This window comes from uncultured Henriciella sp. (assembly GCF_964005855.1).
In the GTDB taxonomy this organism is placed as follows: Bacteria; Pseudomonadota; Alphaproteobacteria; order Caulobacterales; family Hyphomonadaceae; genus Henriciella.
The window spans coordinates 158,728-184,936 of the sequence record NZ_CAXFSW010000001.1 but is presented as its reverse complement, the minus strand read 5'-3'; the positions used below and the strand labels follow the sequence as shown (position 1 = coordinate 184,936).

Here is a 26,209-nt window from a genome sequence, read left to right as displayed (position 1 = left end):
GAATGACGGGAGCCGCCATGGCGGCCAGAAGAGGATGCTTGAGATGCGAGTATGGGAAGTCCAGGATGCCTGGGGTATTGATCATATGCGGCTGGTCGAAAAGGACACGCCGAACGAGCCTGGCCCGGAAGAGATTCTCATCAAACTGCACGCCGCGTCGGTAAACTACCGGGATCTCGTAACAGTCGAAAACAAGACGCCTTTCGGCGCCCTTCCCCAGATACCCCTGTCCGACGCAGCCGGCGAGGTCGTGAAAGCCGGATCCAAAGTCGACCGGTTTGCCGTTGGCGACCGGGTCTGCCCGAGCTTTTTCCCGAAATGGCAGGATGGCCCTGTCAGCAAGGCCGACCGGTCCGTTTCGCTAGGATCGGCATCCGCCGCAGGCGTTCTTCAGGAATACGTCACTGTCCATCAGGAAGCGGCGTCACGCTTCAGTGATAAGCTGTCCTATCAGGAGGCCGCCACCCTTCCCTGCGCAGGCCTCACCGCATGGCGCGCCCTGTCGGCAGAAGCGAAGCTACAGAAGGATGAATGGCTCCTCGTTCAAGGAACGGGCGGTGTGTCGATCTTTGCACTTCTTATCGGCAAAATGGTCGGCGCACGCGTGATCGTAACATCCTCATCAGATGAAAAACTCGAACGAGCCGTTGCACTCGGTGCCGATGCCACGATCAACTACAAGAAGACGCCTGACTGGGGCAAGGAAGCGCTGGAAATCACCGGCGGCACGGGCGTCGACGTCATTGTAGAAGTCGGCGGCGGCGGAACGATCAATCAGTCGATCGGGGCGGCAGCCGTCGGCGCAAGAATTGTTGTTATCGGCGTGCTTGGCGGACGTACACAGGAACTGCTCATGCCGGCAATTTTCGGCAAGAACCTTTCCCTTCAGGGCATCTCTGTCGGCAATCGCCAGCAATTCGAAGACCTCAACTCAGCGATTTCGAAGAACGGCCTCAAGCCGGTCATCGACAAGGTCTTCCCTTTCGAAAAAGCTGATGAAGCCGTCCGTCATCTGGAGAGCGGACAGCACTTTGGCAAAATCGTGATCGACTTCGAACAATGACCCAGAATTCAGGACTAGATTACAGCGTTCATGGTGCGCCCGTAGCCGATGCGACAGCAAATGTCGTCCTGCTGCATGGTCTCGGTCACACCGATTCCATCGTTTACGATGACATAAAAGACGCCATTCCCTCAGGCGTGCGCATCTACGCCTTGCGGGCATCTCACCCTTTTGGAGAGGCGCCCGATAATGGGTTCGGATGGTTCAATATCGAATTCAACGATGCTGGACCACCAACGCCGGATCTTCAGCAAGAAGTGTCCAGTCGCCAGGCCATCGCAGATTTCCTGGACACCCTCGACCCGAGCCTTCCACTTGTCTTGATCGGCTTTGGCCAGGGCGGCGTGATGGCAGCCCATCTCTTTCTTGAGCATCCCGACAAACTGCAAATGTGTATTGTGGCTTCGGGACGGATCATGCCGCACCTGCTTGAAGCACACCCACCGGGTCAGGCTCACCAGGATGTTCCCCTCATCTGGGTTCACGGCGAGGATGATCCAGTCATTCCGTTCCGCGCCGCACAAGCAGCCGCCGAACAATTTAATACGGCTGGGATCGGTCTAGCGCTTATGCCTCATGCAGGCGGGCATGAATGGCCTAAAGAACTCAATTCGTCCGTGGCCGACGAAATCTTGAGCGCAATATCCAACAGCCAAACCTCCAACTGAGCCATGCCTTACTGGCTGTTTTTCTCACAAAGGAGGAAATTCAGGAAAAATGATGCGCTGCCAATTCGTTCGGGGCAATGGCAATACCTTTACCGCAGAGAGCCTCGACGGATAATCTGAAACCAAAACAGGACCGAAACGGTCGACGTCGATGGGAGGAAAACAACATGACAAAGCCGCAGACTATAGGTTCAGATTTTTGTGATCAGCCCTCCCACAGCGCTGCGTCATCGACGTCCGATTGGGGCACGCACCTGTGGAGCCCTTCGAGACAAAGAGTTCAGGATTCAAACCTGATGCGCTTCATGCTCTGGCTGGAACAAGAACGCAATCTCAACTTCGCGAACTATGAAGATCTATGGAACTGGTCTGTTTCGGACCTCGAGGGCTTCTGGTCGGCAATCTGGGATCATTTCGACGTCGACGCGGAACGGCGCTATGATCGGGTTGTATCCACTCGCCAGATGCCCGGCGCGGCCTGGTTTGAGGGCTCACGGCTGAACTTCACCCAGAACATCCTCCGTCATGAAGGGGCCACACCCGACAAGACGGCCATCGTCGCATTCTCCGAAGCCGAGTCCAAACGCGAAGTATCCTGGTCAGAGCTTGGCAGCTCAGTTCGCAAACTGGCAACAGCAATGCGCTCGCTGGGCATAGAACCCGGCGATCGCGTCATCTGCTATCTTCCCAACAGGGTTGAAGCGATCATCGCACAGCTAGCCTCCGCTGCGATCGGCGCAGTCTTCTCATCGGCCTCACCCGAATTCGGGGCGAAGACAGTCGTCGACAGATTTGGCCAACTCGAACCGAAGCTGATTTTCGCAGCAGCCTCCTATCGCTTCAATGGCTCCAACAAGGACAAAAGGGACAGCATCGATGCTGTACTCACGTCAATCCCCAGCCTCGAGCATATCGTCTATGTGTCTTCAGACTGCGCAGCCAGGCGCCCTTCTGCCGCCATCCGGCTTCATGACTGGGACGTACTGCTTGAACAGGTCGCTGGAGATGCCGACCTATTCAAATACGAGCAGGTTGGCCACGACCACCCCCTCTGGATCTTGTTCTCGTCTGGAACGACCGGCCTGCCAAAGGCCATCGTCCAAAGCCATGCTGGCATCCTTCTGGAACATCTGAAGTCCGGACATTTTTCAGCCGAGCTCAAGCCCGACTCGACCATTTTTTTCTACACGACCACAAGCTGGATGGTCTGGAATTCTCTGATCTGCACGCTGCTCACCGGATGCAGCATCGTGATCTACGATGGCAGTCCGGTTTACCCAGATGCCGCAGCGCTTTGGCGGATGACGGAAGAGGCAGGCGTCACGGACCTGGGTTTCAGCCCGGGGCTGGTGCAGAAAATGGCTGCGACCAACGTCGTGCCTGCAGCCCAGTTTGATCTCGACCACCTCGAAATGATCGTCCTCGGCGGCGCGCCCTCCACCCCTGAAACATTCAGCTGGTTCTACGACAATGTGAAGGAAGACCTTTGGGTCACCTCACAGACCGGCGGCACCGATTTGTGCGGCACGATCGCAGGTGGCGTCGCGACCCGGCCAATCTTTGCCGGCGAAATCCAGGGAGCGGCGCTAGGGATCCATGTCGATTGCTTTTCTGCTGATGGCGAAAGTTTGCGCAATGAGACCGGGGAGCTGGTAATACGATCGCCCTCGCCTTCGATGCCAATCCGGTTCTGGAATGACCCTGGCGACCGCCGCTACCACGAAACCTACTTCAGCACCTTTCCGGGGGTCTGGCAGCAAGGTGACCTCTGCCAGATTAACGATCGCGGCGGCCTCTATGTTATGGGACGCTCGGATGCGACGCTCAACAGAAACGGGGTCCGGATCGGAACGGCCGAAATCTATCGAGCGATGGAGACGCTTCCCGAAATTGAGGACTCTATGGTCGTCTGCGTCTCCGACGAGATTATTCTGTTCGTTCAAATGCGGGAGGGTCACGTATTCAACGATACCGCGGCAGCGGCGATTTCGGCTGCGCTGAAGCGTGAAACCAGTCCTCGGCACATTCCGAACCGGATCGTCGAGGTACCATCAATTCCCTATACGCTCACGGGCAAACGTCTCGAAGTTCCAGTTCGGCGCCTCCTGGAAGGCACGCCGCTCAATCACGTTGCCGACCCGCAAATGCTTCGCGACGCGCAGGCATTGGAATGGTTCGAACAATTCCGGACGACCGCGCTCTAAAACATGGCGGCCGAGCACTATCGAAACACTCAAAGAAGGCTCTAGAAATGCTTCTTCACGTTCACAATCACGCGCAAGAAACACCTGACCAGACCGCCTACAAAATGATGCCCAGTGGTGAGAGCGTGACATTCGCGGCCTTCGAACGTCGCTCGAACCAGTGCGCTCATTTACTTCGTGGATGCGGCCTCAAGCGAGGAGACGTCATCGCCATCCTCCTGGAAAACCACGGACGCTACTTCGAGATCGCGCTCGGTGCGGAAAGATCGGGTCTATACTTCACCGGCATCTCGACGCACCTCTCGGCAAAGGAGGCCGGCTACATCGTCGGCGACTCCGATGCCAAAGTTCTGTTCGCATCCCGCAAAACCTTGCCGGTAGCACTGGAAGTCGCCGCGAACCAACCTGGGCTCATCGTCTTTCTGGTCGATGGCTCGGCCGAAGGTGCGCGCGACTATGTCGCTCAGCGTGATGAACATCCTGGAACGCCGATCTCCGACGAGAGCATGGGCGGTCCGATGTTGTATTCGTCTGGAACAACGGGCCGGCCTAAGGGGGTGAAGTTCGATCTTCCCGACACGCCCATCACCGAAATGGATGCTCTGACACAGCTCGCAAATAGTGGGTTCGGCTTTGAGCAGGGGATAACCTATCTTTGCCCCGCTCCCATGTACCATGCAGCCGCCCTGCGCTGGAGCCTCAGTGTCATGAAACTTGGCGGCAGCGTCGTCGTGATGGAAAAGTTTGATCCCAAACTCGCGCTCGAACTGATCGAGCAGGAAAAGATCACGCACTCTCAGTGGGTGCCGACACATTTCATCCGCATGCTGAAGCTTCCAGATGAAGAGCGCCTTGGGCATGACCTGTCGTCACACCAACTCGCTATTCACGCCGCTGCACCCTGCCCGGTCGGGATCAAGGAGCAGATGATTGAATGGTGGGGGCCGATGATCCACGAATACTATGCTGGCACTGAATTCAACGGAATGACTATCATCACGCCTGAAGAGTGGCTGGCGCACAAGGGTTCTGTCGGTCAGGCGAAATTCGGCAAATTGCATATCTTGTCAGAAGACGGTGAGGAGCTGCCGCCTCGCAAAGAGGGCGCCATCTTCTTCGAAGGTGGAAACCAGTTCAGTTACCACAAGGACGAAGCCAAGACTGCGGACTCTTATAATGACAAAGGCTGGAGCACTCTGGGCGACATCGGCTGGGTGGACGAGGAAGGCTATCTCTATCTGACCGACCGCAAGAGCTTCATGATCATATCCGGCGGTGTGAACATCTACCCTCAGGAAATCGAGGACGTCATCGTCTCGCATCCGAAGGTGGCGGACGTTGCCGTTATTGGCGCGCCGGACCCTGATCTTGGTGAGCGCCTCGTCGCGATCGTCCAGCCGCTCGACATGTCCGATGCTGGCGAAGATCTAGCCTCCGACATCCAGGAACATGTCCTGTCAAATCTCGGAAGGATCAAGCTTCCACGGCAGATCGACTTTCTTGAAGCGCTCCCGCGTCTGCCGACCGGAAAGCTCTACAAGAGGCTGCTGCGCGACGAATACTGGAAGGACGCGAAGGGCGCCTAGTCGGGCGCCCCTAATTCCGATCCGCTCTTAGATGGTGACCAATACCTTGCCGAAACGATCGGCCGCCTCAAGGCGGTCGTAGGCATCTCCGATCTGGTCCAGACTGAAACGGCTGTCGATGACAGGCTTCAGACCCGTATTAGCGACCATGGACAGCATATTCCGGCACTCATCGAAGTTCGCACCCGTCGATCCATAGAGGTCAAGTTGCCGGATAAACATGCGCTGCAGCTCAACAGGCGGGTTTCCGCCTGTCGTTGCTCCGCACGTGACGATACGGCCGCCGCGGCGCAGCGAGCGCAGGGATTCGCCCCAGCTCGCCTCTCCAACACTGTCGATCACCATATCGACACCGACACCGTCGGTCAGCTCAAGAATACCCTTGCTGACATGTTCGGTCTTGTAGTTCACTCCTGCATCGGCGCCGATCGCTTCAGCCTGCTTCTGTTTCTTCTCACTCGACGACGTCACGAGCACGCGGGCACCGATCAGCTTTGCAAGCTGAATGCACGCCGTCGATACGCCGCCACCTGCGCCAACGACGAGAACGGTTTCACCCGGTTGCAGGGCACGCTTTCCGAAGAGCATTCGATAAGCGGTGTTGTAGGCCGCCGGCAGCACGCCGGCATCTTCGAAACTGATTTGGTCAGGCAGCGGCACGAAGCAACGCTCGGGCATAGAAATGTATTCGGCAAAGGACCCGTCGCGATGCTCGCCCGCAATTTTAAGATTCACGCAAAGCGGCTGCTCGCCATCGAGGCAGTAGCGACACTTCTGGCAGAACAGGGATGAAAACAGCATGACGCGCTGGCCGCGCCGAAGGTGACTGCCTGGATCGCACTCCTCGATCTCTCCCACACCATCGACCCCCAGAATGATGGGCAATTCATGCGTGATACCCTGGCCATTGTCACGCATGTAGGCGTCAACCCGGTTCAGCGAACTCGCCTTGACCTTCATCAGAGCTTCGCCTGGCTTGCGCTCCGGGTCAGCAACCGTCTGCACCTTCAGGCCGTCGGCGCCGCGCTTTTCGAGAACTGCTGCTTTCATGGTTCTTTCCTTGTGCATCTTTGAAAAAAAGGCACCGGAGGCAGTATCTGCCACCTCCGGTGCCCGCTTCAAGTTTAGGGAGGATTGACTGTTTATTGTGGATGATAGGTCAGTCGCAGCATCAGCTGACGGCCGCGGCTGACGGTGCCACCAATGTCCGAAAGAACCGTATCGCTACCGGTTGCGGGAACCTGATAGGAACTTGCCACCCAGTACTCTTCGGACAGGTTACGGCCGATCAGAGCCAACTCCCAAACCCGATCCTTGTCCATGAGGGCGAAGCCTGCGTCGAAGGTGACATAGCTGTCCTGCGATGAGTTCGGAATGACGTCGGAGTTGCCTTCGTATTCTCCGCTATACTGGAGACCCCCATTGATCCGATAGTCCAATCCAGGGCTAAGCGAGCCTTCATAGGCGCCCGAAAGTGCAGCACTCCACTCCGGAGCGCGCGGAAGATGCTCGCCGGACACATCATTGGTGTCAGTCGCGACATCACATCCTAGCGCGGCCGTTTGACCATTATAGCAGCTCGGAGCGTATTCATCGAAGGTGGAGTTATTGTAGGCAAGTGCTCCGTTCAGCCGGAAACCGTCCAGCGCGACCGGCCTGTATTCGAAATCCACTTCCGCACCCTCTGAGGTGGCCGCACCAACATTGCTGATAATCGTGGCGACCAGCACGGAGTCGAAGCTGCCAAGCTGCAGGTCTGTATACTCGAATTGGTAAGCTGCCGCTGAAACCCGCAGGCTCTGGTCAAGGAGATAGGCCTTGCCCCCCACTTCAAAGCCTTCCACCTGCTCTTCCTTGAAAGAGTTGTCCAACTTGGTGCCAGCCGCGAGAGCTGCTGGAATGGCAACGTGTTCAGTCTGAAAGCCGCCAGATTTATACGCTTCCTTATAGGCAAAATATACATTTGCATTCGGTGTGACAGCATAAGAAAGGGTCGCTTCGGGTGACCAGTTTTCGAAGCTGATCTCCGTCGGATACAGACCTTCGAACTGACCGTTGCCGATCTGCTGCTGCTTTGTCTCATCCGAATAGCGAACGCCGCCGGTGATGCTCAGCTTGTCGGTAAGATCGAAACCAAGTTGCACGAAGGGGGAGAACGTGTCGCCTGTGATGCGGAAGTCGGCGCTCGGTCGCAGAACGCCAACCACTGTCGACTGGTCTTCAAGATATTCATCATCCTGGAGGAACGCGCCGATCATCCAGGAGAAGCGGTTATTCGCATCATTCGAAAGACGGAACTCTTGCGAATAGGTGGTCTTTTCAATGCTGGATGCGAAGCCGATAAATGGAACCGCGCCGTTCGACACGTGGTCCGATGCGTCCAGATTGACATTGTAGAAGCCGGTGATTGAGTTGAATTCTAGGTCATCCGTGATTTGATAATCTACATCAGCGATGAGTACCTGCTGCTTCGTTCGGGTGTACGGAACACCATCGGAAGGGAACCGGCTATCAAGGTTCGCCCATGCGGGCGGCAAGTCTGCAGACGTCGTGACATCATTCGCCGAACAATCCTGACCAGCAAAGGCGAACGGCCCTTGAGGGTTACCATAAGGGCAATAGATGCGCTGGGATGTAAGATAATTTCCGTCTGTTTCTGTCTCGGCATACCCTCCGATGAGCTTCACGAGAAAGGCTGAACTCGGCTCGATATACAGGCTGCCCTTGGCAAGGAACTCCTCCGAAGCCGGCCCCGTGTTGTTCTTTGGTGGTACTGCGCCGGGTTTGACCGAAGGACTTGGCACCTCATTCGCCAGCCAGCCTTCCGCATCGGAATAGCGAACCGCAAGCCGGCCGAGGACTCCTTCCGACAGAGGACCGGAGACAAACGCTTCTCCAGCATACTGCTCGCTTTCGAATTCATATTCGCCGCGGAGACGATAGTCGAATGTTTCAGTAGGCTGGGCCGATACGAGCGACACGATACCAGCGGTGGAATTCTTGCCGAAAAACAGCGCTTGCGGCCCCTTCAACACTTCGACCTGCCCGAGATCGAACTGGCCAAGCTTGACGATACCGGCATAGGACACGGGAATACCGTCAATGTTCACCGTCACGGCCTGTTCTACCGAGGCCGTGGATGTGGCGCTTGAGACGCCTCGCATGGTCAGGTTGCCGCCGTAGCCGATTGTGTTTTCCGCAATCTTCAACTCGGGCACAGCCGTAGCAATTTCAGTGAGATTGGATAGTCCGCGCTGCTCAAGCTCGACGGCCGGCAAAGCGGAAATCGCGACCGGTACGTCAATCTCGCGCTCGTCGCGCTTGCGCGCGCTCACATAGACGACGCCAAGCTGTCTCGCTTCGTCTTCGTCCGGCTGCATGACGTCGGCTGTGCTGTCTGGGGCCACTTCAGCATCTTGCGCCATCGCAACAAGATCCGAAGCGACAAAACCTAATGCCAGCGCCGATACGGCGGACTTAGACACACTAATTCTGTTGAACCGTTTCATCTTCTGACTTCCTCCCAAGAAGCTCACTTTTTTAGAAACAGCGTTTTAATATGCCCGCGCCCTCCCCAACAATAGGTCAATTGTTTCAAACGATCGTTTTTTCTCAAATATCGCGAAAAATCGGCACAAGCACCGCTCGGGAACCCCATCGACGCGAGGGAGTGCAGGCCTCAGCCCTTCGCTGGATCCCACGCCCAGTACTTGGACACTGCGCCTGCATCGACCCTCAGATCCGTTCCGGTAATCATCGCCGCATCTTTCGAAGCGAGAAAGACCGCCGCCTTGCCATAGTCGCTTGGCTTCGGAAGCTTTTTCATCGGGACATGATCGGAAAACTGAACCATCAACGCCTCCATTGCGGGATCGGCGGAGACGTCACGCCCCCACCGACGCGCCCGTTCAACCGCCTCTGAAGGATCGGTCGCCGTCGGCGTCAACGAGTTCACCCTGATACCTCTGGACGCAAGCTCCATAGCTACAGAATTGGTAAAATTCATCAGGCCCATTTTCGAGGTCGAGTATGCGACATTGTCAGGCTGCCCCTGATGACCCGCCGTGGAAATAATATTTATTATGCAGCCGGCTCTCTGCTCAGCGATCATCGCCTGCGCCACGTATTTTGTGAACAGGAAGGCGCCATCGAGAATAACGCCTGTCTGCGCCTGCCATTCGCCATAGCTCATGTCGAGCACGCCCTTCTGATTGAAGAAGGCCGCATTGTTGACGAGTATATCAATTGACCCAAAATGCTCGACGGCCCGCCCCACCGCCTGAACGACTTGTGCTTCATCCGTGACGTCGCACTGAATGGCCAGCGCCTGCCCACCATTAGAATTGATATAGTTCGCGCAGTCTTCTGCGTTCTCAGCATTGGCATCGACCGCCACGATTCGCGCGCCCGCAGCCCATAACTCCTCGACGATGCCGCCACCAATATTAGGGCTGACACCTGTTACCAGCGCGACTTTACCAGACAGTTTCATGGTGTTTCCTCAGTTTCTGGTCGGCGCCCTCCGGTCCGAGCTTCATTTGCACACTGGCAGGGAAGCCAGACGTTGCGATAAACTTGGCAGTAAATCAGGGCACCGATTTAGTACATTCATTTTTATTTTGGTCAACGAACACCCAGCTCCAAGGTCGCCACCGTGTCTTCCGGCCATAAAAAAGACGCCCGCCAATATTAGCCAAGAGCTAAAAAGGCGGGCGCTCAGTTCGAACCCAAGCCGCCCGGAGGAGACGACAAGAGCGGTCGGAAATAAGCCAGCATCTGCAGGCATAACGTTCACGCACTGATGAAGCGCTACCCATCCAAAGCCAGACGAGCACGAACATCGCTAGGGAACTCGCTGAGACCAGCATGCCACCAAGTGCTGACCGGCAATCTCCCAACGAGAATATATGTAGAATGTTTGTTTTACTTTGGCCACATTCCTCCAGTCTCATTTCGTCATTTTTCTCATTATCAGAGAATTTTCATGGCCTCCGCCATGCTGCGGCGCTGACCAAGAAACACTTCGAGGCGCCTCCAGGGCTCCATCGCAGATGCTGAGACGAACATTTTCTGCCCTCTCGTCGTCAACTGCCTCATACAGCCGACAGGATGGCGAATCGCTCAAAGCGACCGTTTTGATTTTTCTGTAAATACGGATTATCGAAGAAGCAGCGAGCTTGAAAATAGTGATCAATACGCCGCCATCAGCCTTTCCTGCGGCGCCAAGCAGCGTTCCGAATTTGACATTTTTGTAACGCAGACACAGATCAAGGTCCGTTGACAGATTACGGAACGCTGCAGAACCGCGCGACTCCATCATCAGGGGGTAATCATTGCTAAGACAATTGGCGAGTTTCAAATCGCTACCTGAAGCCATTGATTATGCCGCGCTCGGCGTTGAAGAACTGACATTCAATGACGCTCAAGGCGACGTCAGCCATAGACTTTCTTACGCTGCATTGCGCCAGCGAGCGCAGGATTTTGCCCGGTCACTAGCTGCAGAATACCCGCGCGGGTCCCATATCGGTCTCGTCGCTGAAACTTCTGCGGACTTCATCATTGCCTTCACGGCCTGCCAGTATGCGGGGCTTCTCCCGGCTCCCATAAGCCTGCCGCCGTCATTCGGCGGACGCGATGCTTACCGGGACCGCTTCAACCGTTTGTGCAAAGCCGCTTCGCTAACGGCCGCGCTGGTACCGGAACACCTTCTTTCAATATATGAAGCCGGTGAGAGCGAGGAAAGCTTCATCCGCCCCATGGAAGCCTCAAAATGGCCCGCGCGTCCGGAGGTCAAGCTCCGGCCATGGGCAGCGGACGATCCGTGCTACATCCAGTTCTCCTCTGGCAGCACGTCTGATCCCAAGGGCGTTTACGCAACCCAATCGAGCGTGGTTGCAAACTGCAAGGCCATTACCCGTCACGGTCTTCAAGTCCGCGATGGCGACCGGGCCGTCTCCTGGCTGCCGCTCTATCACGACATGGGTCTCGTCGGTTTCTTCATAGCGCCGCTGATGTCGCAGCTTTCCGTCGATTATCTGAAGACCTCCGACTTTGCCCGCCGGCCAATCTCCTGGCTGAAGCTGATCAGCCAGCGTCGCGCGACACTCTCTTACAGCCCAAGCTTCGGTTATGACCTCTGCGCCCGTCGATATCGTGGTGAAGACATCGATCTTTCCACCTGGCGCGCGGCCGGAATTGGCGGCGACATGGTCCAGAAAAGCATTCTGGAGACCTTCGCGGACACATTCGCCCAAGCTGGGTTCGATGCCTCTTCCTTTGTGGCAAGCTACGGCCTTGCCGAAGCCACGCTGGCGGTCTCCTTCGCGCCGCTTGGCGAAGGCTTGCGGAGCGACCGGGTGGACGCCGTCGCGCTGCGTTTTGACGACGAGGTCCGCTGCGCCCCTACGGACTGCCCGCCGGAAAAGGTCCGAAACTTCGTGCTCTGCGGAAAACCTATCCCCGGCCATGATGTGCGCATCTGCTCTACCCGCGGCGAGTACCTCGATGAACGCAAGATCGGCCGGATTGAAGTCCGCGGTCCCAGCATCGCCGCAGGCCGCTATCGGGCCGGCACCGGCGTCACTTCCCTTACCGATGAACATGGCTGGTTCAACACAGGCGACCTTGGCTACTGGCTCGATGGACAGCTTGTCGTAACCGGACGCTGGAAAGACCTCATTATCTTCAACGGCCGCAATATCTGGCCGCAGGACATCGAATGGTCGGTTCAGGAATCCTCTGAAGGCCGTATTACACGCTGCGTGGTGTTCGACGCGTCCCAGCTCGTGATTGGCGACCGCATCGTCCTTCTGGCTGAGTGCCGCAGCCGTGACGAAGAGGAGCGCGAAACCCTGCGCCGGGACATTGCCCGCACAGCCCGTACAGCGACCGGCGCGCCGGTCGAAGTCGTGCTGGTTGCGCCGCGCGCCCTGCCGGTCACAAGCTCAGGTAAACTCAGCCGCTCGGCCGCCCGGGAGAAATTTCTCGACCACGGGTTCGAGGTTGCGCACGGCGAAAGCTGATACGGCAGGTTATGCAAACGATCGCCATCACCGGGGCGACTGGTTTCGCTGGCCGGGCCCTCATTGAACGCCTGGCCGCAGCAGGCCACAGACTGAAATGCCTCATCCGCCCGAAGAAAGGGCGCGAGCTGCGAGATACCGCCGGGATCGAGTGGATTACAGGCAATATAACCCGCCAGGAGGATCTTGAAGCTCTCGTGGCGGAGGCAGACACGGTCATCCACCTTGCGGGCCTCACCCGCGCGCTCGGGCGCGATGAGTTTCACGCCACCAATGTCCGATCGACCGCAATGCTTGTCTCTGCCGCGCAGCGTGCGGGCGTTCAGGATTTTATACTGGTCTCTTCGCTGGCAGCGACCCGGCCGGGCGTCTCACCCTATGCCTGGTCGAAGGCGTTGGGAGAGACAGCCGCACAAGCGCTGGCGGGCGACATGAAGCTCATCACCCTTCGCCCGCCTGCTGTCCTCGGCCCGGGCGACAGTGCAACGCGGGATGTGATGCAGCTTCTTAAACGAGGTTGGTTACCCTGCCCCGGCGGCCCGCATGGCTCTGTCTTCTCCTGGATCGACGTCGACGATCTTGCGCGCTTTATCTTGACGATGGCGATCCTGCCGCCTGAGGAACAGCGCGTTACCGTCTCTCCCTGTAGCGGGCGCTCGGCAAGCTGGGCCGATGTCGCGGCGGCTGGTGAAGAGGCAACCGGACGCAAGGTCCGCTGCATCGGACTACCGCGGGCGCTCGTGAGGGGCTCGGGCTTTTGCGCGAGCTTACTGTCGCAAATCACCAGAAAGCCGCTGATCCTCTCCATCGGGAAAGCAAATGAGCTACTGCAGCACGAATGGCAGAGTGATACACTTGTGGATGCACCCTCCCCATTGCACCAGACGCTCAGTCGCTGTTTCTTGCATCTCGGCGGAAATGGGCCGAAATGAAGTCAACTAATGGGCAAGGCTGTGCGCGAGGGAGCGGGCGTGAATCACACTGGAGACAAGGTCAGCACGGATAAAGCCGACATCATTTTGCGCATCCGGGAGGCCATGACGCCCTTCCTGGCGCCTGGGACCGCCATCACCGAAGATATGAAGATCGGTTCGGACATCGAGATCGATTCGGTCGATGTGTTCGACGTGGTGATGGAGCTTGAGGAGTTCTACGACATCAGCCTGCCCATGGAGACAACCTCTGAGATCCAGACGATCGGCGAACTCGCCGGCGCTGTGGAGCAACAGCTTCATGTTTGATGATATGCAGGCTGCGCCTTCGATCTTCCGCAAGTTCGACACGCTTTTTTCGCGCCGCGAAGCGGTCATGTCGGCGGGCGAACAGCCTTTCGGGCTGCGCTTCGACGAGATTTTGTCGGCGACCCGAGCACGTATAGGCGACAGAAAAATCCTGCTTGCGGGCTCGAACAACTATCTCGGCCTTACCCATTCAGAGCCATGCCTCGATGCGGCCCGTGATGCACTCGAAACACATGGCACGGCAACAACGGGCAGCCGGCTCGCCAATGGCACATACGGCCTCCACGAGGCGCTCGAACGTGACCTCGCAGCCTATTTCGGCGCGGCCGCTTCACTCATCTTCACGACCGGATATCAGGCTAATCTTGCGGCAATCAGCGCGCTGGCGGGCAAGGGGGATCATCTGCTGATCGATGCCGACAGCCATGCATGCATCTACGACGCCTGCCGCCTCAGCGAGGCGACCACGATCCGGTTCCGGCACAATGATCCCGAAAACCTCGAACGCCGGCTGGCCAGACTTCCCGAAGAGGGCGCACGCATGGTTGTTGTTGAAGGGCTTTATTCGATGTTGGGCGATGTCGCCCCGCTGGACGAGTTTGTCGATGTCGCCCACCGCAACGGCGCCTATCTCTATGTCGATGAGGCCCATTCGGTCGGCTGCTATGGCGATGCAGGCCGCGGCGTGGCCTCAGCGCAGGGCGTTCTCGACAAGATCGACTTCCTGTCGGGGACATTCTCCAAGAGTTTCGCCTCGATTGGCGGGTTCTGTGTGTCGCGCCATGATGCATTCGAAGTCATACGCCTGATGAGCCGGCCCTATCTGTTCACCGCCTCCGGCTCTCCATCGAATGTCGCGGTGGCCCATGCCGCGCTGAATGAAATCAGGACACGGCAGGAGCTGCGCGAAAACCTCTGGGCGCGAGCACACCAGCTCCACGCGGGGCTGACGGCGGCGGGGTTCGAGCCTGCCTCCGCGCCTGGCCCGGTTATCGCCCTGCCCCGGCCGGACCAGGAAACCGCAATCGCGCAATGGAATGCCCTGCTGCGCGACGGCATCTATGTGAACCTCGCCGTTCCACCAGCCACACCGCACGCCATGTCGCTTCTGCGCCTCAGCGTGTCGGCCGCTCATACAGAGGCCGATATCTCGCAGATCATCGAGACATTTGCCCGTCTTGAACGCGGCTAAAGCCAGCTTGCCTAGCGTAGGGCCCGCGCACGAAAGATCTTCCAGGCCAGAACAGGCGAATGCAGCACCGGATGACGCCGCTCGCTCTCCGTCACCTTGATCCGCGCCTTTGAGTGGCCTTCGATCTTTTCAAGGATATAGTCGAGCCCGGCGTCGAAAGTGAAAGCTGCTTTCAGGACGCGCGTGGCTGCCATCACCTTGCCAAGTATCCGGCGCGCGGCCCAGCGAAGACGCGCCCTCTGACGATCAAGCCAGCCGGTCTGCGCAATTGCGGCCCTGCGTCCCTCTTGGCCGCCACCGAAAATGGCGTCGGTCAGTGCGCCATAGCGCCCGTCAAAACGGGCGACCAGTTCGCGTGAGCGGGCCATTGGCGTTTCAGGCCGCAGCTCGGTGCGATAGCTCTCGCACAGTCCGCGCGCCCAGAGCTCATCAATCTCCGACGGTGAACGCAACAGAGGCAGTGTTTCCATGGCGAGATGGAGACACGCGCCGGCAAGCGTGCCGACCAGTTTTTCGTAACGCGCTTCCGTATCAGCCTTTATCAGGACAGGCTGGGCAAACCGTCCCCAGAGCATCGACTCGAATGCGCCGCCGGATGTGCGCCGGTGAAAGGCCCGCTCGCTCATCACGGCATACTTGCAGCGCAGGATCTCACCTGTCTCCGAGCGTATCTCCAGATAGTGGACACTTGGCGGAACAAGGATGCTCGCAAGCTGTTTGAGGCCCCGCCCATGAATGTCGCGATAGGCATCCACCAACACGTAAAAATCGAGCATCTTGGTGGAGACCTGGCCCTCGCGCCGGGAGGAGCCGTAATAGAGGAACGCTCTGATACAACCGCCATGCTTTGTCTGGATGGCTTCTGCCATTTGCACGGCGGCAGGCGGCAGCGCTTCCTGCTCACGCCGTATCTGGCGTTTCAAGGCTGTCAGAATCTCGGTCTGGTTCATCGTATCCACTGAAGGTCTCCTGTCGTCTTTACACGGACAGAAGTGGGCTGGTCCAGCGCCAGCAGTTCGCCGTCCAGCATCAGGGGGCTATGCACGGTAAAATCGAAGGCATCAGAGGCAAAGCTGCGATAGCCGCGGGCCTCAAGGGACGACAGTCCATATCCTGTTGCGACCCTTAAGAGTGCGGGACGCAATCTCTTCAGAGGCCATGGGGCATAGGTCACTTGGAGCGCGCCCTCCTCGGTGTCGCCCCAGAACGGCGAAAGGCCGAGCGAGAGCCGGTCCAGGGTAGAGGCGAGCAGAAAGCCATGTGCGCCGTCTGGCAGGCATCGCCCGCCCTCCCCCGGCGAAAACCGCGATGGCCGCAGGAGAGGTTCACCGTCCTCTGCAAGGTAATGATGCGGGCGCGCAACGAGCTTTACGAGCGAGGACGCAATCGCGGCGGGGCCCCGCCGGCCCGAGCCGAACATATGGTGCTGAACATGGTCCATAGCGAGCGCCAGCGCCCCCGTAGAGAGGAGGAAACCGACAAGCGGGCGCGGCAGGCCGTCGGCTTCGACAATCAAAGCAGGTTGGCTGGTCAGGACGGGGGGCGCGCACGCCAATGCCTCCGTCGCGCTCGCAAGGCGCGCAAGCTTGTCCACTGTGGGACGGCGAAGACCCAGCCGTTCATGGGCAAGATTTGTGCTGCCACCGGCAAGAATGCCAAACCGCAAGCGAGACAGACAGGCCGGGTCAAAATTGTAGCAGGCTGTAAGGACAGCCAGCACCGTTCCGTCCCCGCCCTCGATGAGGAAGGTGTCGCACCCCTCCTGCACCAGCCTTCCGATGGCCTCATCAAACTTCGATGAGGCTTCGAAATGGACGAGAGGCAGGGAGGTGTCCTTGCCCGCCAGCGTCTCCAGCCTTGACCCCTTGCGGGAAACGAGATGGCTACGCGTGTTAACGACCAGGGCGCACCGGCCCTTCACGAGGCTTCCTCGGTCCGCAAGGTGAGCCAGAGCCCGACAAAGATCAGCGCGGTGAGCGGCACCAGCTGGCCAGCCCAGCCGCTGATCGCTCCACTTTCAGCCAGCGTCGTGAAAATGCCGTCCGCGACAAGATAGACAAAGCCAATGGCGAGCGCGATCACTGCGGAGATTTCCCCCGTTTCGCGGCGGCCTGCGCGCTGCATAAGCGGCACCGCCAGGAGAAGCAGGCCAAGCGCCACAATCGGCATACTGAGGCGGTCTATCAGCCAGACAAGATAGGCGCTTGAAGGCCGACTGCCGGAGCCGCGGAGGTCGTAGAGCTGCAGGAGGTCCGGGACCGACAGGAAACGCGGATTGGTCTGCAGTTTGAACAGGCTGTCCGGGGTCTGCCGTGTGGTCCACGAGCGGGGTGCGGCGGCCTCGCCGTCCAGCGATTGCACCACCTCTGTCCCCGAAAGCGTCCATGCCCCTGTCTCGTAGGTGGCGCTCTCGGCCCGGCTGACCGATTCCACATAGCCTGCCGGCGACAGGACAAAGAAGGTCAGGTTCTCAATCTGGTTCTCGGTGACATCCCCCAGGCGGACGAGCTGGTCGGGTTCTGACACCCATATCACCCGCTCCTCACGGGCCTGCTCCATGAGGGCTTCAGGTCCCAGCCAGTCGGTCAGGCTGCGCGCGGCCGGTGGATTGACAAGCGTGACGATCAGGGCGCTCAGAGCGCCGACAGCGAATAGGCAAGGGCCGAGCGAGCGCAGCTGCCCAAAGACCGACATGCCCGTACCGAAGAGGGCGACCACCTCATTGCGCCGGATGAGCGAAAGATAGGTCACCAGCACAGACAGGAAGATAATGATGGCGAAGGTGCTGTCGAAAATGAGGGGCAGGCGCAGAACCACGAAGCGCAGCCGGTCCGTGAAGCCGGCATCGGCTGGCAGGAGTTCACTATTGCCAAGTGAATCCAGCAGGCTCACCAGCGTCAGTACCGCGAACGCGACCGCTGCGAGTCGGCCGAGATAGAGCCGCGAGAGGTACAAGCTGACCTGTTTCATGCCTCCTCACTTACAGACGTGAAGGCGAGATCCTTATTGCGGGCACTGGGCGCACGGTCGGGCTTGAGGATGGATTCGCCTGCGACGCGGGAGAATGCATATCCCCCGGCACAAAGCGTGACGACAAGGATGGGCCATGAGCCCGCCCATGCCGGTATCGCGCCGGTGCTGGCGGTCTGAAACCCATATTCGAGCGCCTTCTGCACAATGAGGAGTGTCATGACGCCGAGCACAATCCCACCAGCGCGAGCGCGGCGGCCAAGATTGACGCCTAACGGGAAAGCGAGGACCGGCAGGATGAGAATCAGGAGGCTGCGGCTTAGCTGGTCATGGAAAGAGGCACTGGCGGCGGACTGCTCGACATTGGGAAAGGCCGATACATCGCCGAGCTCGAAGATCGTGAGCTCGCGCTCGTCATTGCCCCGGGCCCGGAAACTGGCGGTCCGCGGTTCGACAGGCCAGCGAATGCGATCAAAGGAGAGGCCGGGCGCCTCCATGTCGTCGCGCATGTCGGGTGGCAGCAAGGTCGCGCCCCGCCCGTTCTCCAGGACGAGCCCCACGGTTCCATGCTCGGATTGCAGAAGCTCACCCGAGGGCGCGGATATATATCGCTCACTGCCATCGGGCCTCGTTTCCAGAATAAATGTGGGCCCAAGCGTGCTGCCACCGAAGTCCCGATACTCGGTCCACACCGTGTAGTTGTCGATCTGGACGAAGCGGCCCTCCTGAAAGGCGGCCTCAAAAGACTGGGTCTGAATGCCGTTGATGGTTTGGCGGTAGCTGTAGCGGCCAAGCGGCTGCAGGAAGCCGGATATGATCAGGCTGGCGAGGGCAGCGGCGCCAGCCAGAAGGAAGAATGGCCGCGAGAGGTGTTTCAGCGACAGGCCCGCAGACAGCATCGTCACCAGCTCGCCAGACCGGCTCAACCGGTCGATCGAGATGATCATCGCAAGGAAGAGCGCCGCCGGGATCGCGAGCTGGAGGTAGTGCGGGATCAGGTTGACGATGATGCTGACCGCGACCAGGGCACCGTTTTCCGTATCGGCGACCACTTCGACAATACGGATGAGCCGTTCGATCAGCAGGATGGACAGCACAAGCCCGCAGAGGCTCGCAAACAGCCTCAGGCATTCGGTCAACAAGTATTTGTGAATCAGCCCGCTGATACCTTTGCCCCTATTAGAAAGACGTTCGCTTCTAGTGTCTCGGTGCGCCTCACGACAGGCTTGAGCGCAGGCCCAACTGCAACCATGCCTGTAGCATTGCCCGGAGACATACTAGACTTGAGACAGATTTGTGAAACAAGAGGTCGCAATGATAGTGTCATTTATCGCGATATCGACCCTCGCCATCGCACAACTGCCTGCGATCGGATCGCCAGCGCCAAGCCTCGACATCCGCCCCTATGAGAGCAGCGCTGAATGCGGCGCATCCGATATGCAGATCAAGGTCGAGGTCACGGGCGTCAAACCGGTCGGCATTCTGACAGTTGAGCTCTATAAGCCCAGCAAACGCGACTTCCTGCGCAAGGAATCCCGCCTGCACCGCATCCGCGTACCTGCGGGCGATGGACGCCAGACCGTCTGTTTCGATATCGCCAAGCCCGGCACCTATGCACTGGCAGCCTATCACGACAAGGATGCAGACCGCGATCTTGACCAGAAGTGGAACCGGATGCCGGCAGAGCCCTTTGCGCTCTCCAATAACAAGAAACTGTCGTTTGGCTTTCCAAAGTTTGAAGACGCCGCCTTTGATGTGGGCGCCGAGGGTACGAAGGTGACACTGGACCTTCGCGAATGAGTGTTTCGGGCACGGCCGGGCTGGCTGAACCTGCTGGGGTATCAGCGCTCAGGATAGAACCGGTCACCAGCGCGCGCGGGCGCCAGGCCTTCGTGGACCTGCCGTATGACGCCTATCGCAGCCTTGAGACCTGGCGCGCCCCGCTTCGTTTTGAGCGAAAGGCGCAGCTTGAGCCAAAATCCAATCCGGGCCTTGCCCTTCTGGACCATCAGCTCTTCGTGGCCTGGCGTGGAGACACACCCGTCGGCCGGATCGCCGCATTGGTGAACCACGCCCATCTGGAACGTCACGATCCCGCATGCGGACATTTTGGCTTCCTCGATACACTGGAGCCCGACACGGACCTGGTGAAAGCACTGATCGAGGCCGCTGCCCGGTGGCTGAGCGCGCGCGGGATGACGCGCATGGCCGGGCCGTTCAATTTCAGTGTGAATGAAGAATGCGGTCTGCTTGTCGAAGGCTTCGATACGCCCCCGATGATCATGATGGGTCACGGGCGGCCCGATTATGCCAGCACGCTGGAAGCCCTCGGCTTTGAAAAGTCGATGGACATGCACGCCTATATCTGCCGACTTGGCGAGATCTATGACCGGTTTCCGATGACCGAACGCCTGGTCCGCTTCGCTCAGCGCGACGAAGGGATCTCGATCCGGCCTATTTCCCATGCGCGCTTCAAGGAAGAAGTCGCGCTCGTCCTCGACATCTTCAATGATGCCTGGTCCGACAATTGGGGGTTCGTGCCATTTGGCGATGCCCAGATCCGGCATATGGCCAGCGAGCTTCGTCCCCTTTTGCGAGAGGACAGTGTCTGGATCGCCTCTGTCGACAATACGCCGATGGCGTTTACGCTTGTCGTGCCCAACATCAATGAGGTCGTGGATGGTCTCGACGGGCGGTTGTTGCCGTTCGGCTGGGTCCAGCTGCTAAAGGGCCTGAAGCTCAAGGGACCGGCGTCAGCACGCATACCGCTCGCAGGCGTGCGCAAGGGCCATCACAAGACAAGGCGCGGGCTGGCCGCTTTCGCCGCCGCCTCCGATGCAGCCATCGCCGCCCAGCACGCCCGCGGTGTTCGCGACATCGAGCTTTCCTGGGTACTTGAGGACAATGAGGATCTGATCGGCCTCACACGCCTCCAGAACTGTGAACGCTATAAGACCTACCGCATCTATGAACGGCGCCTGGAGGGGCTGTGAGCATTTCCGGGGGCGACATCAAGGCCCTTGTGCTTGCCGGGGAACGCGGCGGCCCAAGCGCGCTGCGCGAAGCTGAAGATGTCGCAAGCAAGGCCGAGATCAAGATCGATGGTATCGCGATGCTCGACCGTGTGCTGGGGGCACTCTCGGAAAGCCGGATTACCGCCCCTTGTCACATAGCCGGCGCCCACCCGCTTACGCGCGAACGCCTCGCCAGCTCGGCGGCATATGGCGACCTCGTCTACCTGCCGGCCGGAGACGGACCGGCCTCCACCGTTCTCTCCTGCCTGGAAAGCCTCGACCGCTATCCGGTCCTCATCACGACATGCGACCATCCGCTGCTGACGCCTGAGATGATCGACAGCTTTATCGACGCCTCCCTGGCTTCGGGCGCAGACCTGACGGTGGGTCTTGCCAGCAAGACTGTCATCGAAGCGGCCTATCCGCAGGCATCGCGCACCTATTTCCCGGTTGGCGGACGAAAGGTGTCAGGCTGCAATCTCTTTCTCGCGAGAACGCCTGCCGCCCTAAACGCGGTGCGGTTCTGGCGCGAGGCTGAGGCGGATCGCAAGCACCCGGTCCGCATTGCAAGACGATTTGGACTGATCGGCATGTTGCGAATATTGCGTCCCGGCATGAACTTTGACGGTGTTTTCCGTATACTCTCGCAGCGCTTGGACTGCACGGTCCGCCCCGTCATGATGCCGTTTGCAGAAGCCGCAATCGATGTCGACAAGCCTGAGGACCTGTCGCTTGTCCGCACAATCATCCGTGCGAGGACCCTTGAATGACGGAGAGGACAACCAGGGCAGACATACGGATGGCAAGGTCCGGCAGCCTGTCGGGCCGGATCGCGCGCAACACCGGCATGCTGTTCGGTGGCAAACTGACAGGGGCGCTGCTGGGCCTTCTCGTCCTGATCATTCTGGGGAACGTGCTCGAGCCTGCCCAGTTTGGCGGGCTTCTGCTGCTGCACGCCTATGCCGCTTCCTTCGCAGGGCTGGCGAGCTTCAATTCGTGGCAGATGGTGGTCAATTACGGCGTCGGTCCATTCGGGCGCCAGGACTGGCCAGCGCTGCAAAAGCTCATGCGTTTTGCGATGTCGCTCGATTGTCTTGGCGCTTCGCTGGCGGCCGTGCTTGCGGTGATTTTGATGCCTGTGGCCTACACAGCGATCGGCATGCCCGAGGGTTACCTGCTGCCCGCCATGGCCTATTGCGCGCTCATCTTCTTCAGGCAGACATCCGCTTCAACGGGGTTCCTGCGCCTGTCTGACCGTTTTGACCTTCTCAGTGCGCATGCCCTTGTGATGCCCGCCACCCGGCTGATTGGCGTTACCATCTGTGCGGCTCTGGGCACCGGTCTTGTCGGCTATATCATCGTCTGGTTCGCCGCCTCCTTCCTGTCCTATGTGGCGCTTCCGCTTCTCGCCGTGTGGCAGATGTCGCGCGGCGGCCTTCTCGCCGGACTGTTCAGCGGCAGGGGCTGGATGAAGCCCGGCGAGCCCGGAATGTGGCGCTTCGCCCTCCTTTCCAATCTGGACTCAACGGTCAAGACAGCGGCCGAGCACCTGCCGACCCTTCTGGCGGGCGCGCTATTCGGACCGGGTGCGGCCGCCATATACCGTGTCTCGCGCCAGATCGCCGATCTCTTCGCGCGCGGCGTCAGCCAGTTCGACAAGGTGGTTCACCCGGAAATCGCGCAGCTCCTAAATGATGGCGACCCTCAACGTGTGATGCGTCTTGTCCTGCGCTCCAGCCTGGTTCTTCTGTGCCTCGGGCTCTCCATCGTCGCCCTGCTCGCCCTCTCGCAGGCCAACATTCTGGCGAGCCTGCTGGATGAGGACTATGGCGGCTCGCCATGGCTTATCGTGCTGCTTCTGGGGAGCGCCAGCCTCATGGCAGCGGCGATGCCGTTCCATCCGATTCTTTATGCCAGCAAGCGGCCCGGCCTCGCGCTGACAGCGCGTCTCTGCGGGATAGCCCTGTTTCTCGCGCTCGTGCCGATGCTTTCGGGCGCGTTCGGCATTGAAGCGCTCGGCTGGGCATCGATTGGCGGTGAGTTCGTCGCCCTGGCGATCGTGGTGATACTGGCGTTGGGGAGCCTTCAGCGTGCTGGCCAGGCCCACCTGAGCGCGTCCCGCACCTCAGTCACCACGGCCTCTCCGCTAATGCCGGAAGACAGGTCCGGCGGACCCGGCCAGCCTTCGTCCGGAAAGCTCTCGCCTGAAAACGACCGCGGTTCGCCGTAGCGCGGCAACACATGGAAATGGACATGCGGATCGACCATCATGAGCATGAGGTAGTTGACCTTCTCAGGCGAGACGAGGCCCCCCAGCGCCTTTTCGATGTCGCTGGTGACGGTCTGAAGCTCCCTGAAGGCTGCTTCCGGAAGGTCGGGGAAATGTTCGTGCTGGCTGTTGGAGAGAAGGACCATTGCGCCAAGCGTCACCTGTTTAGGGCGCGCAAGCACGCACCAGTGCTCATAGTCGGCGACCAGTGTCTTTGGCCCGCCAAACTTTGAAAATGTGGCGTTTCTGTCATTTTGCATGCCTGCCTCCTTTCGGCCCAACCGATTGCCCGGTAAGCCCACTTCGAAATCACGCAAGAAGCATACGTAAAATCTGAATGAGTGAAACCATACCCAGAGTCGCCCTGATCGGCGACGTGCCCGCAAAACTGTGGGGCCTCGACCTGCGCGAATGGCAACGCCGCGCCTGGCAGAAGATCGGTGCGGCCGGCACAAGCCGTGAGGGCCGCCTGCTGGTGGGGACAGACTGGGTCTTTTCCCCTGCCCTGCAATCGGGCCTTCTGGCCCGCGAAGGGGCCGCGCTGATCGTGCAGGACGATACCGGCGATGCGCGCCTCGCTGCCATCCATCTGCCCGAGGGCGCAAACATGGATCGCGCCGCAGCCAGCGCGCTCGTCAGCAAGCCTGCCGATCCGGCGGCGCTCGAGGCGCTCGGCCTGACGCCGGTTTCGATGGATGACCTCGCCTCCAGCTACAACAAGGCGCTGCGCAAGACCGAAGCGCCCTATGCGCTTTCGGTCTTCACGACCGCGCCCGGGGGCATCGAGAAGCGCCAGTTTGAGGGCTCCTACAAGGGCGTGACCGACATCGTCACCAAATATGCGTGGCCATGGCCGGCCTTTCACGCGACGCGCTGGGCTGCCGCCATCGGTATGAAGCCCAACACGGTGACCACGCTCAGCCTGGTCCTTGTCTGTGTCGCCTTCCAGCTCTTCTGGGTGGGCGCCTGGATTCCCGGCATCATCGCAGGCTGGGCGATGACCTTTCTCGACACGGTCGACGGCAAACTGGCCCGCACGACGATGACCTATTCAAGGTGGGGCAATGTCTATGATCATGGCATCGACCTCATTCACCCGCCTTTCTGGTACTGGGCGATCTATGTTGGACTGATGCGCGAGGGCACGGCCTATGAGCCGGTCTGGCTGACAGGGGCGCTTGCGGTCATTCTCGTGATCTATGTGCTCAACAGGCTGGAAGAGCTCGCTTTCATGCGCCGTTTCGGATTCCATATCCATGTCTGGCGTCCTGTTGATTCCTTCATGCGGACCATTACCGCGCGGCGGAACCCGAATCTGCTCATATTCATGCTGGCCGTTCTGGCCGGCTTTCCGGAAACGGGCTTCCTGCTGGTCGCAGTATGGACGGTCATTTGCTTTGTATTTCACGGCGTGCGGCTCGTGCAGGCCTTCGCCGCCTCCGGCCGGGTCACCTCATGGATGGACAGATAGGGCGTGGCCGGTACAGCGGTCTTCGATCTTGATCGAACGCTGACGCGTCAGCCGACATGGCTGCGCTTTGTCTGGCACTTCAATCGGCACCGGCCACTTTTTTGGCTTCAGATACCCTGGCTTGCCGCCTGCGCAATCGCTCACAAGACCGGTCTTATGGATCGTACAGCCATCAAGAACCGCTTCCTTGCCACTCTTGGCTGGGCCAGCCGGGAAGAGATCGAAAAAGCCGGGCGCGCATTCGCAGAAAGGGAAATCAGGACGGGGCTGCGCGCTGGCGCGAGCGAGCTTGTCACCCGCCACCACGACGCGGGCGACCGCGTCTATCTCGCAACCGCGGCCAGCGACTTCATTGCAGAGCCCATTGCACACTTGCTCGCAGCCGACGGCGTCATCTGCACCCGGACAAGCTGGCCGGCGGAGTCATCTGCCCCTCCTGAAGTAGCTGGGCAGAACTGTTATGGCGATGAGAAGCTGCGCTGCATGGAGGCGGCGCTGGCACACGGAGAGATCGTGCGGCCCATCACCGTCTACAGCGATCATCTATCCGATCTGCAGCTGCTCATCTTGGCCGATCACGGCGTGGCCGCTAACCCATCGAAAGCTCTGCGAGACCGGGCCCTGGAACACGGTCTCGCCATCATCGATCTTAACCTGCCCCAGGCACACCTGCCCGGTGCGCAGGCGCCCCCACCGGAGAACGCGACGTGAAAGCCATCATTCTTAGCGCCGGGCGCGGCTCACGCCTGTTGCCCCTGACCGAGAGCAAGCCCAAATGCCTGCTCGAATTCATGGGCAAGAGTGTGCTGCGTCATCAGCTCACCGCGCTTGATAAGGCCGGTGTCGATCACGTGACCGTGGTGACGGGGTTCCTGCCGCAGCTCGTGGAGGAAGATGTCAGTCTTTGGGACGGACGGATGCCGGTTTCGACCCTGTTCAATCCCTTCTTCCAGGTGGCGGACAATCTGGCCAGCTGCTGGATGGCACGGGACACCATGAAGGGCGGTTTCATGCTCCTGAATGGCGATACACTGGTCAGCCAGCCCCTAGTCGACCGTGTCGTGGACACGAATGACTGGCCTATTTCGGTCACGATCGACCGCAAGCCGGCCTATGACGAAGACGACATGAAGGTGACGCTGGATGGCGGGCGTCTCAAAGCGATCGGCAAGCGACTCCGGCCGGAGGAAACCGATGCTGAATCGATTGGCTTTCTGAAATTCAGCGCAGAGGGCGCTGATCTCTTCAGAGAAACTGTCGAACAGATGATGCGAACCCAGGACGGTATTTCAGCCTGGTTTCTCAAGGCGATCGACGCCATGGCGAAGTCCGGCAAACCGGTCGGCACTTGTTCGATTGAGGGAATGGACTGGGCTGAACTTGATACTCTCGAAGACTGGGAGATCGTGAAGGAAAAGGCCAATCGTCTGATAGGCTGAGCTCTCACAGAGTCTGATTACCCCAGTTGGCTGGCTTAGCTGTCGAACCGGCTCTCATGAGCCCCGGCAA

Annotated in this window: 23 protein-coding genes; 14 read left to right on the top strand and 9 right to left on the bottom strand. The window is 59.3% G+C overall.

Annotated elements, in window-relative coordinates:
* Positions 1-43: 43 nt before the first annotated feature.
* From ABNU55_RS00830 to ABNU55_RS00815, 4 genes are all read left to right on the top strand, one after another.
* Positions 44-1,063, top strand: coding sequence for an NAD(P)-dependent alcohol dehydrogenase (locus tag ABNU55_RS00830; RefSeq protein WP_290759115.1), 1,020 nt, complete (start codon positions 44-46; stop codon positions 1,061-1,063).
* The gene (locus ABNU55_RS00825) at positions 1,060-1,731 is read left to right on the top strand and encodes a dienelactone hydrolase family protein (RefSeq protein WP_290759113.1); all 672 of its coding nucleotides are present in this window, start codon (positions 1,060-1,062) and stop codon (positions 1,729-1,731) included. The genes ABNU55_RS00830 and ABNU55_RS00825 overlap by 4 nt, the downstream gene beginning before the upstream one ends.
* A 254-nt stretch (positions 1,732-1,985) precedes the next feature.
* A complete protein-coding gene (locus tag ABNU55_RS00820; RefSeq protein ID WP_348764219.1) occupies positions 1,986-3,935 on the top strand; it encodes an acetoacetate--CoA ligase in 1,950 nt (649 codons plus the stop codon).
* Positions 3,936-3,982: 47 nt separating this feature from the next.
* Entirely contained in the window at positions 3,983-5,521 is a 1,539-nt protein-coding gene (locus ABNU55_RS00815; protein ID WP_290759107.1) for an acyl-CoA synthetase, read from the top strand.
* A gap of 27 nt (positions 5,522-5,548) precedes the next feature.
* On the opposite strand, the gene ABNU55_RS00810 is transcribed toward ABNU55_RS00815, so the two are convergent.
* The 4 genes from ABNU55_RS00810 to ABNU55_RS00795 form a co-directional block, all read right to left on the bottom strand.
* Complete coding sequence (locus ABNU55_RS00810) at positions 5,549-6,571, bottom strand: zinc-binding dehydrogenase (RefSeq protein WP_290759104.1); 1,023 nt, start codon at positions 6,569-6,571, stop codon at positions 5,549-5,551.
* Positions 6,572-6,663: 92 nt separating this feature from the next.
* On the bottom strand, positions 6,664-9,030 hold the full coding sequence (locus ABNU55_RS00805; RefSeq protein WP_290759101.1) for a TonB-dependent receptor: 2,367 nt from the start codon (positions 9,028-9,030) through the stop codon (positions 6,664-6,666).
* Positions 9,031-9,200: 170 nt separating this feature from the next.
* Positions 9,201-10,013 carry an SDR family oxidoreductase gene (locus tag ABNU55_RS00800; RefSeq protein ID WP_290759099.1) on the bottom strand — a complete coding sequence of 271 codons (813 nt, stop codon included), beginning with the start codon at positions 10,011-10,013 and terminating at the stop codon, positions 9,201-9,203.
* A gap of 456 nt (positions 10,014-10,469) precedes the next feature.
* Positions 10,470-10,880, bottom strand: coding sequence for a hypothetical protein (locus ABNU55_RS00795; protein ID WP_290759096.1), 411 nt, complete (start codon positions 10,878-10,880; stop codon positions 10,470-10,472).
* Between ABNU55_RS00795 and ABNU55_RS00790 the strand changes: the two genes are divergently transcribed.
* Genes ABNU55_RS00790 through ABNU55_RS00775 form a run of 4 tightly spaced genes read left to right on the top strand, consistent with a single transcriptional unit; the run spans position 10,867 to position 14,976 of the window.
* Positions 10,867-12,543, top strand: coding sequence for a fatty acyl-AMP ligase (locus ABNU55_RS00790; protein ID WP_348764180.1), 1,677 nt, complete (start codon positions 10,867-10,869; stop codon positions 12,541-12,543). The genes ABNU55_RS00795 and ABNU55_RS00790 overlap by 14 nt on opposite strands.
* 11 nt (positions 12,544-12,554) lie before the next feature.
* Complete coding sequence (locus ABNU55_RS00785; RefSeq protein WP_348764179.1) at positions 12,555-13,475, top strand: NAD-dependent epimerase/dehydratase family protein; 921 nt, start codon at positions 12,555-12,557, stop codon at positions 13,473-13,475.
* 39 nt (positions 13,476-13,514) lie between these two features.
* On the top strand, positions 13,515-13,784 hold the full coding sequence (locus ABNU55_RS00780) for an acyl carrier protein (RefSeq protein ID WP_348764178.1): 270 nt from the start codon (positions 13,515-13,517) through the stop codon (positions 13,782-13,784).
* Positions 13,777-14,976, top strand: coding sequence for an aminotransferase class I/II-fold pyridoxal phosphate-dependent enzyme (locus ABNU55_RS00775; protein WP_348764177.1), 1,200 nt, complete (start codon positions 13,777-13,779; stop codon positions 14,974-14,976). The genes ABNU55_RS00780 and ABNU55_RS00775 overlap by 8 nt, the downstream gene beginning before the upstream one ends.
* 11 nt (positions 14,977-14,987) lie before the next feature.
* Here the strand turns inward: ABNU55_RS00775 and ABNU55_RS00770 are convergent, their stop codons facing one another.
* The 4 genes from ABNU55_RS00770 to ABNU55_RS00755 are packed head-to-tail and all read right to left on the bottom strand — an operon-like array spanning position 14,988 to position 19,088.
* Entirely contained in the window at positions 14,988-15,935 is a 948-nt protein-coding gene (locus tag ABNU55_RS00770; RefSeq protein ID WP_290753561.1) for a hypothetical protein, read from the bottom strand.
* Complete coding sequence (locus ABNU55_RS00765; protein WP_290753560.1) at positions 15,923-16,897, bottom strand: diacylglycerol kinase family protein; 975 nt, start codon at positions 16,895-16,897, stop codon at positions 15,923-15,925. The genes ABNU55_RS00770 and ABNU55_RS00765 overlap by 13 nt, the downstream gene beginning before the upstream one ends.
* Positions 16,894-17,946: an LptF/LptG family permease gene (locus tag ABNU55_RS00760; protein ID WP_290753558.1), complete on the bottom strand. Its 1,053-nt coding sequence runs from the start codon at positions 17,944-17,946 to the stop codon at positions 16,894-16,896. Before ABNU55_RS00760 ends, ABNU55_RS00765 begins: the two co-directional genes overlap by 4 nt.
* A complete protein-coding gene (locus tag ABNU55_RS00755) occupies positions 17,943-19,088 on the bottom strand; it encodes an LptF/LptG family permease (protein WP_290753556.1) in 1,146 nt (381 codons plus the stop codon). Before ABNU55_RS00755 ends, ABNU55_RS00760 begins: the two co-directional genes overlap by 4 nt.
* A gap of 172 nt (positions 19,089-19,260) precedes the next feature.
* On the opposite strand from ABNU55_RS00755, the gene ABNU55_RS00750 reads away from it, so the two are divergent.
* From ABNU55_RS00750 to ABNU55_RS00740, 3 genes are read left to right on the top strand one after another with little or no spacing between them, the layout of a single operon-like run.
* A complete protein-coding gene (locus ABNU55_RS00750) occupies positions 19,261-19,746 on the top strand; it encodes a DUF2141 domain-containing protein (protein ID WP_290753553.1) in 486 nt (161 codons plus the stop codon).
* On the top strand, positions 19,743-20,939 hold the full coding sequence (locus tag ABNU55_RS00745; RefSeq protein WP_290753551.1) for a hypothetical protein: 1,197 nt from the start codon (positions 19,743-19,745) through the stop codon (positions 20,937-20,939). The genes ABNU55_RS00750 and ABNU55_RS00745 overlap by 4 nt, the downstream gene beginning before the upstream one ends.
* Entirely contained in the window at positions 20,936-21,730 is a 795-nt protein-coding gene (locus tag ABNU55_RS00740; RefSeq protein ID WP_290753549.1) for a nucleotidyltransferase family protein, read from the top strand. Before ABNU55_RS00745 ends, ABNU55_RS00740 begins: the two co-directional genes overlap by 4 nt.
* A gap of 1,315 nt (positions 21,731-23,045) precedes the next feature.
* On the opposite strand, the gene ABNU55_RS00735 is transcribed toward ABNU55_RS00740, so the two are convergent.
* Entirely contained in the window at positions 23,046-23,489 is a 444-nt protein-coding gene (locus ABNU55_RS00735) for an HIT family protein (RefSeq protein ID WP_348764176.1), read from the bottom strand.
* A gap of 77 nt (positions 23,490-23,566) precedes the next feature.
* Between ABNU55_RS00735 and ABNU55_RS00730 the strand changes: the two genes are divergently transcribed.
* The 3 genes from ABNU55_RS00730 to ABNU55_RS00720 are packed head-to-tail and all read left to right on the top strand — an operon-like array spanning position 23,567 to position 26,139.
* Positions 23,567-24,700: a CDP-alcohol phosphatidyltransferase family protein gene (locus tag ABNU55_RS00730; protein WP_290753542.1), complete on the top strand. Its 1,134-nt coding sequence runs from the start codon at positions 23,567-23,569 to the stop codon at positions 24,698-24,700.
* Between the two features lie 3 nt (positions 24,701-24,703).
* Positions 24,704-25,411, top strand: coding sequence for an HAD-IB family phosphatase (locus ABNU55_RS00725; protein ID WP_290753540.1), 708 nt, complete (start codon positions 24,704-24,706; stop codon positions 25,409-25,411).
* A complete protein-coding gene (locus tag ABNU55_RS00720; RefSeq protein WP_290753538.1) occupies positions 25,408-26,139 on the top strand; it encodes a phosphocholine cytidylyltransferase family protein in 732 nt (243 codons plus the stop codon). Before ABNU55_RS00725 ends, ABNU55_RS00720 begins: the two co-directional genes overlap by 4 nt.
* The last annotated feature ends 70 nt before the right edge of the window (positions 26,140-26,209 follow it).

Bases quoted from the DNA above. Each gene is read 5' to 3' on its own strand.
- ABNU55_RS00830 (WP_290759115.1), top strand. From the start codon at position 44: ATGCGAGTATGGGAAGTCCAGGATGCCTGGGGTATTGATCATATGCGG.
- ABNU55_RS00825 (WP_290759113.1), top strand. From the start codon at position 1,060: ATGACCCAGAATTCAGGACTAGATTACAGCGTTCATGGTGCGCCCGTA.
- ABNU55_RS00815 (WP_290759107.1), top strand. From the start codon at position 3,983: ATGCTTCTTCACGTTCACAATCACGCGCAAGAAACACCTGACCAGACC.
- ABNU55_RS00810 (WP_290759104.1), bottom strand. From the start codon at position 6,571: ATGAAAGCAGCAGTTCTCGAAAAGCGCGGCGCCGACGGCCTGAAGGTG.
- ABNU55_RS00805 (WP_290759101.1), bottom strand. From the start codon at position 9,030: ATGAAACGGTTCAACAGAATTAGTGTGTCTAAGTCCGCCGTATCGGCG.
- ABNU55_RS00800 (WP_290759099.1), bottom strand. From the start codon at position 10,013: ATGAAACTGTCTGGTAAAGTCGCGCTGGTAACAGGTGTCAGCCCTAAT.
- ABNU55_RS00785 (WP_348764179.1), top strand. From the start codon at position 12,555: ATGCAAACGATCGCCATCACCGGGGCGACTGGTTTCGCTGGCCGGGCC.
- ABNU55_RS00775 (WP_348764177.1), top strand. From the start codon at position 13,777: ATGTTTGATGATATGCAGGCTGCGCCTTCGATCTTCCGCAAGTTCGAC.
- ABNU55_RS00760 (WP_290753558.1), bottom strand. From the start codon at position 17,946: ATGAAACAGGTCAGCTTGTACCTCTCGCGGCTCTATCTCGGCCGACTC.
- ABNU55_RS00750 (WP_290753553.1), top strand. From the start codon at position 19,261: ATGATAGTGTCATTTATCGCGATATCGACCCTCGCCATCGCACAACTG.
- ABNU55_RS00745 (WP_290753551.1), top strand. From the start codon at position 19,743: ATGAGTGTTTCGGGCACGGCCGGGCTGGCTGAACCTGCTGGGGTATCA.
- ABNU55_RS00735 (WP_348764176.1), bottom strand. From the start codon at position 23,489: ATGCAAAATGACAGAAACGCCACATTTTCAAAGTTTGGCGGGCCAAAG.
- ABNU55_RS00730 (WP_290753542.1), top strand. From the start codon at position 23,567: ATGAGTGAAACCATACCCAGAGTCGCCCTGATCGGCGACGTGCCCGCA.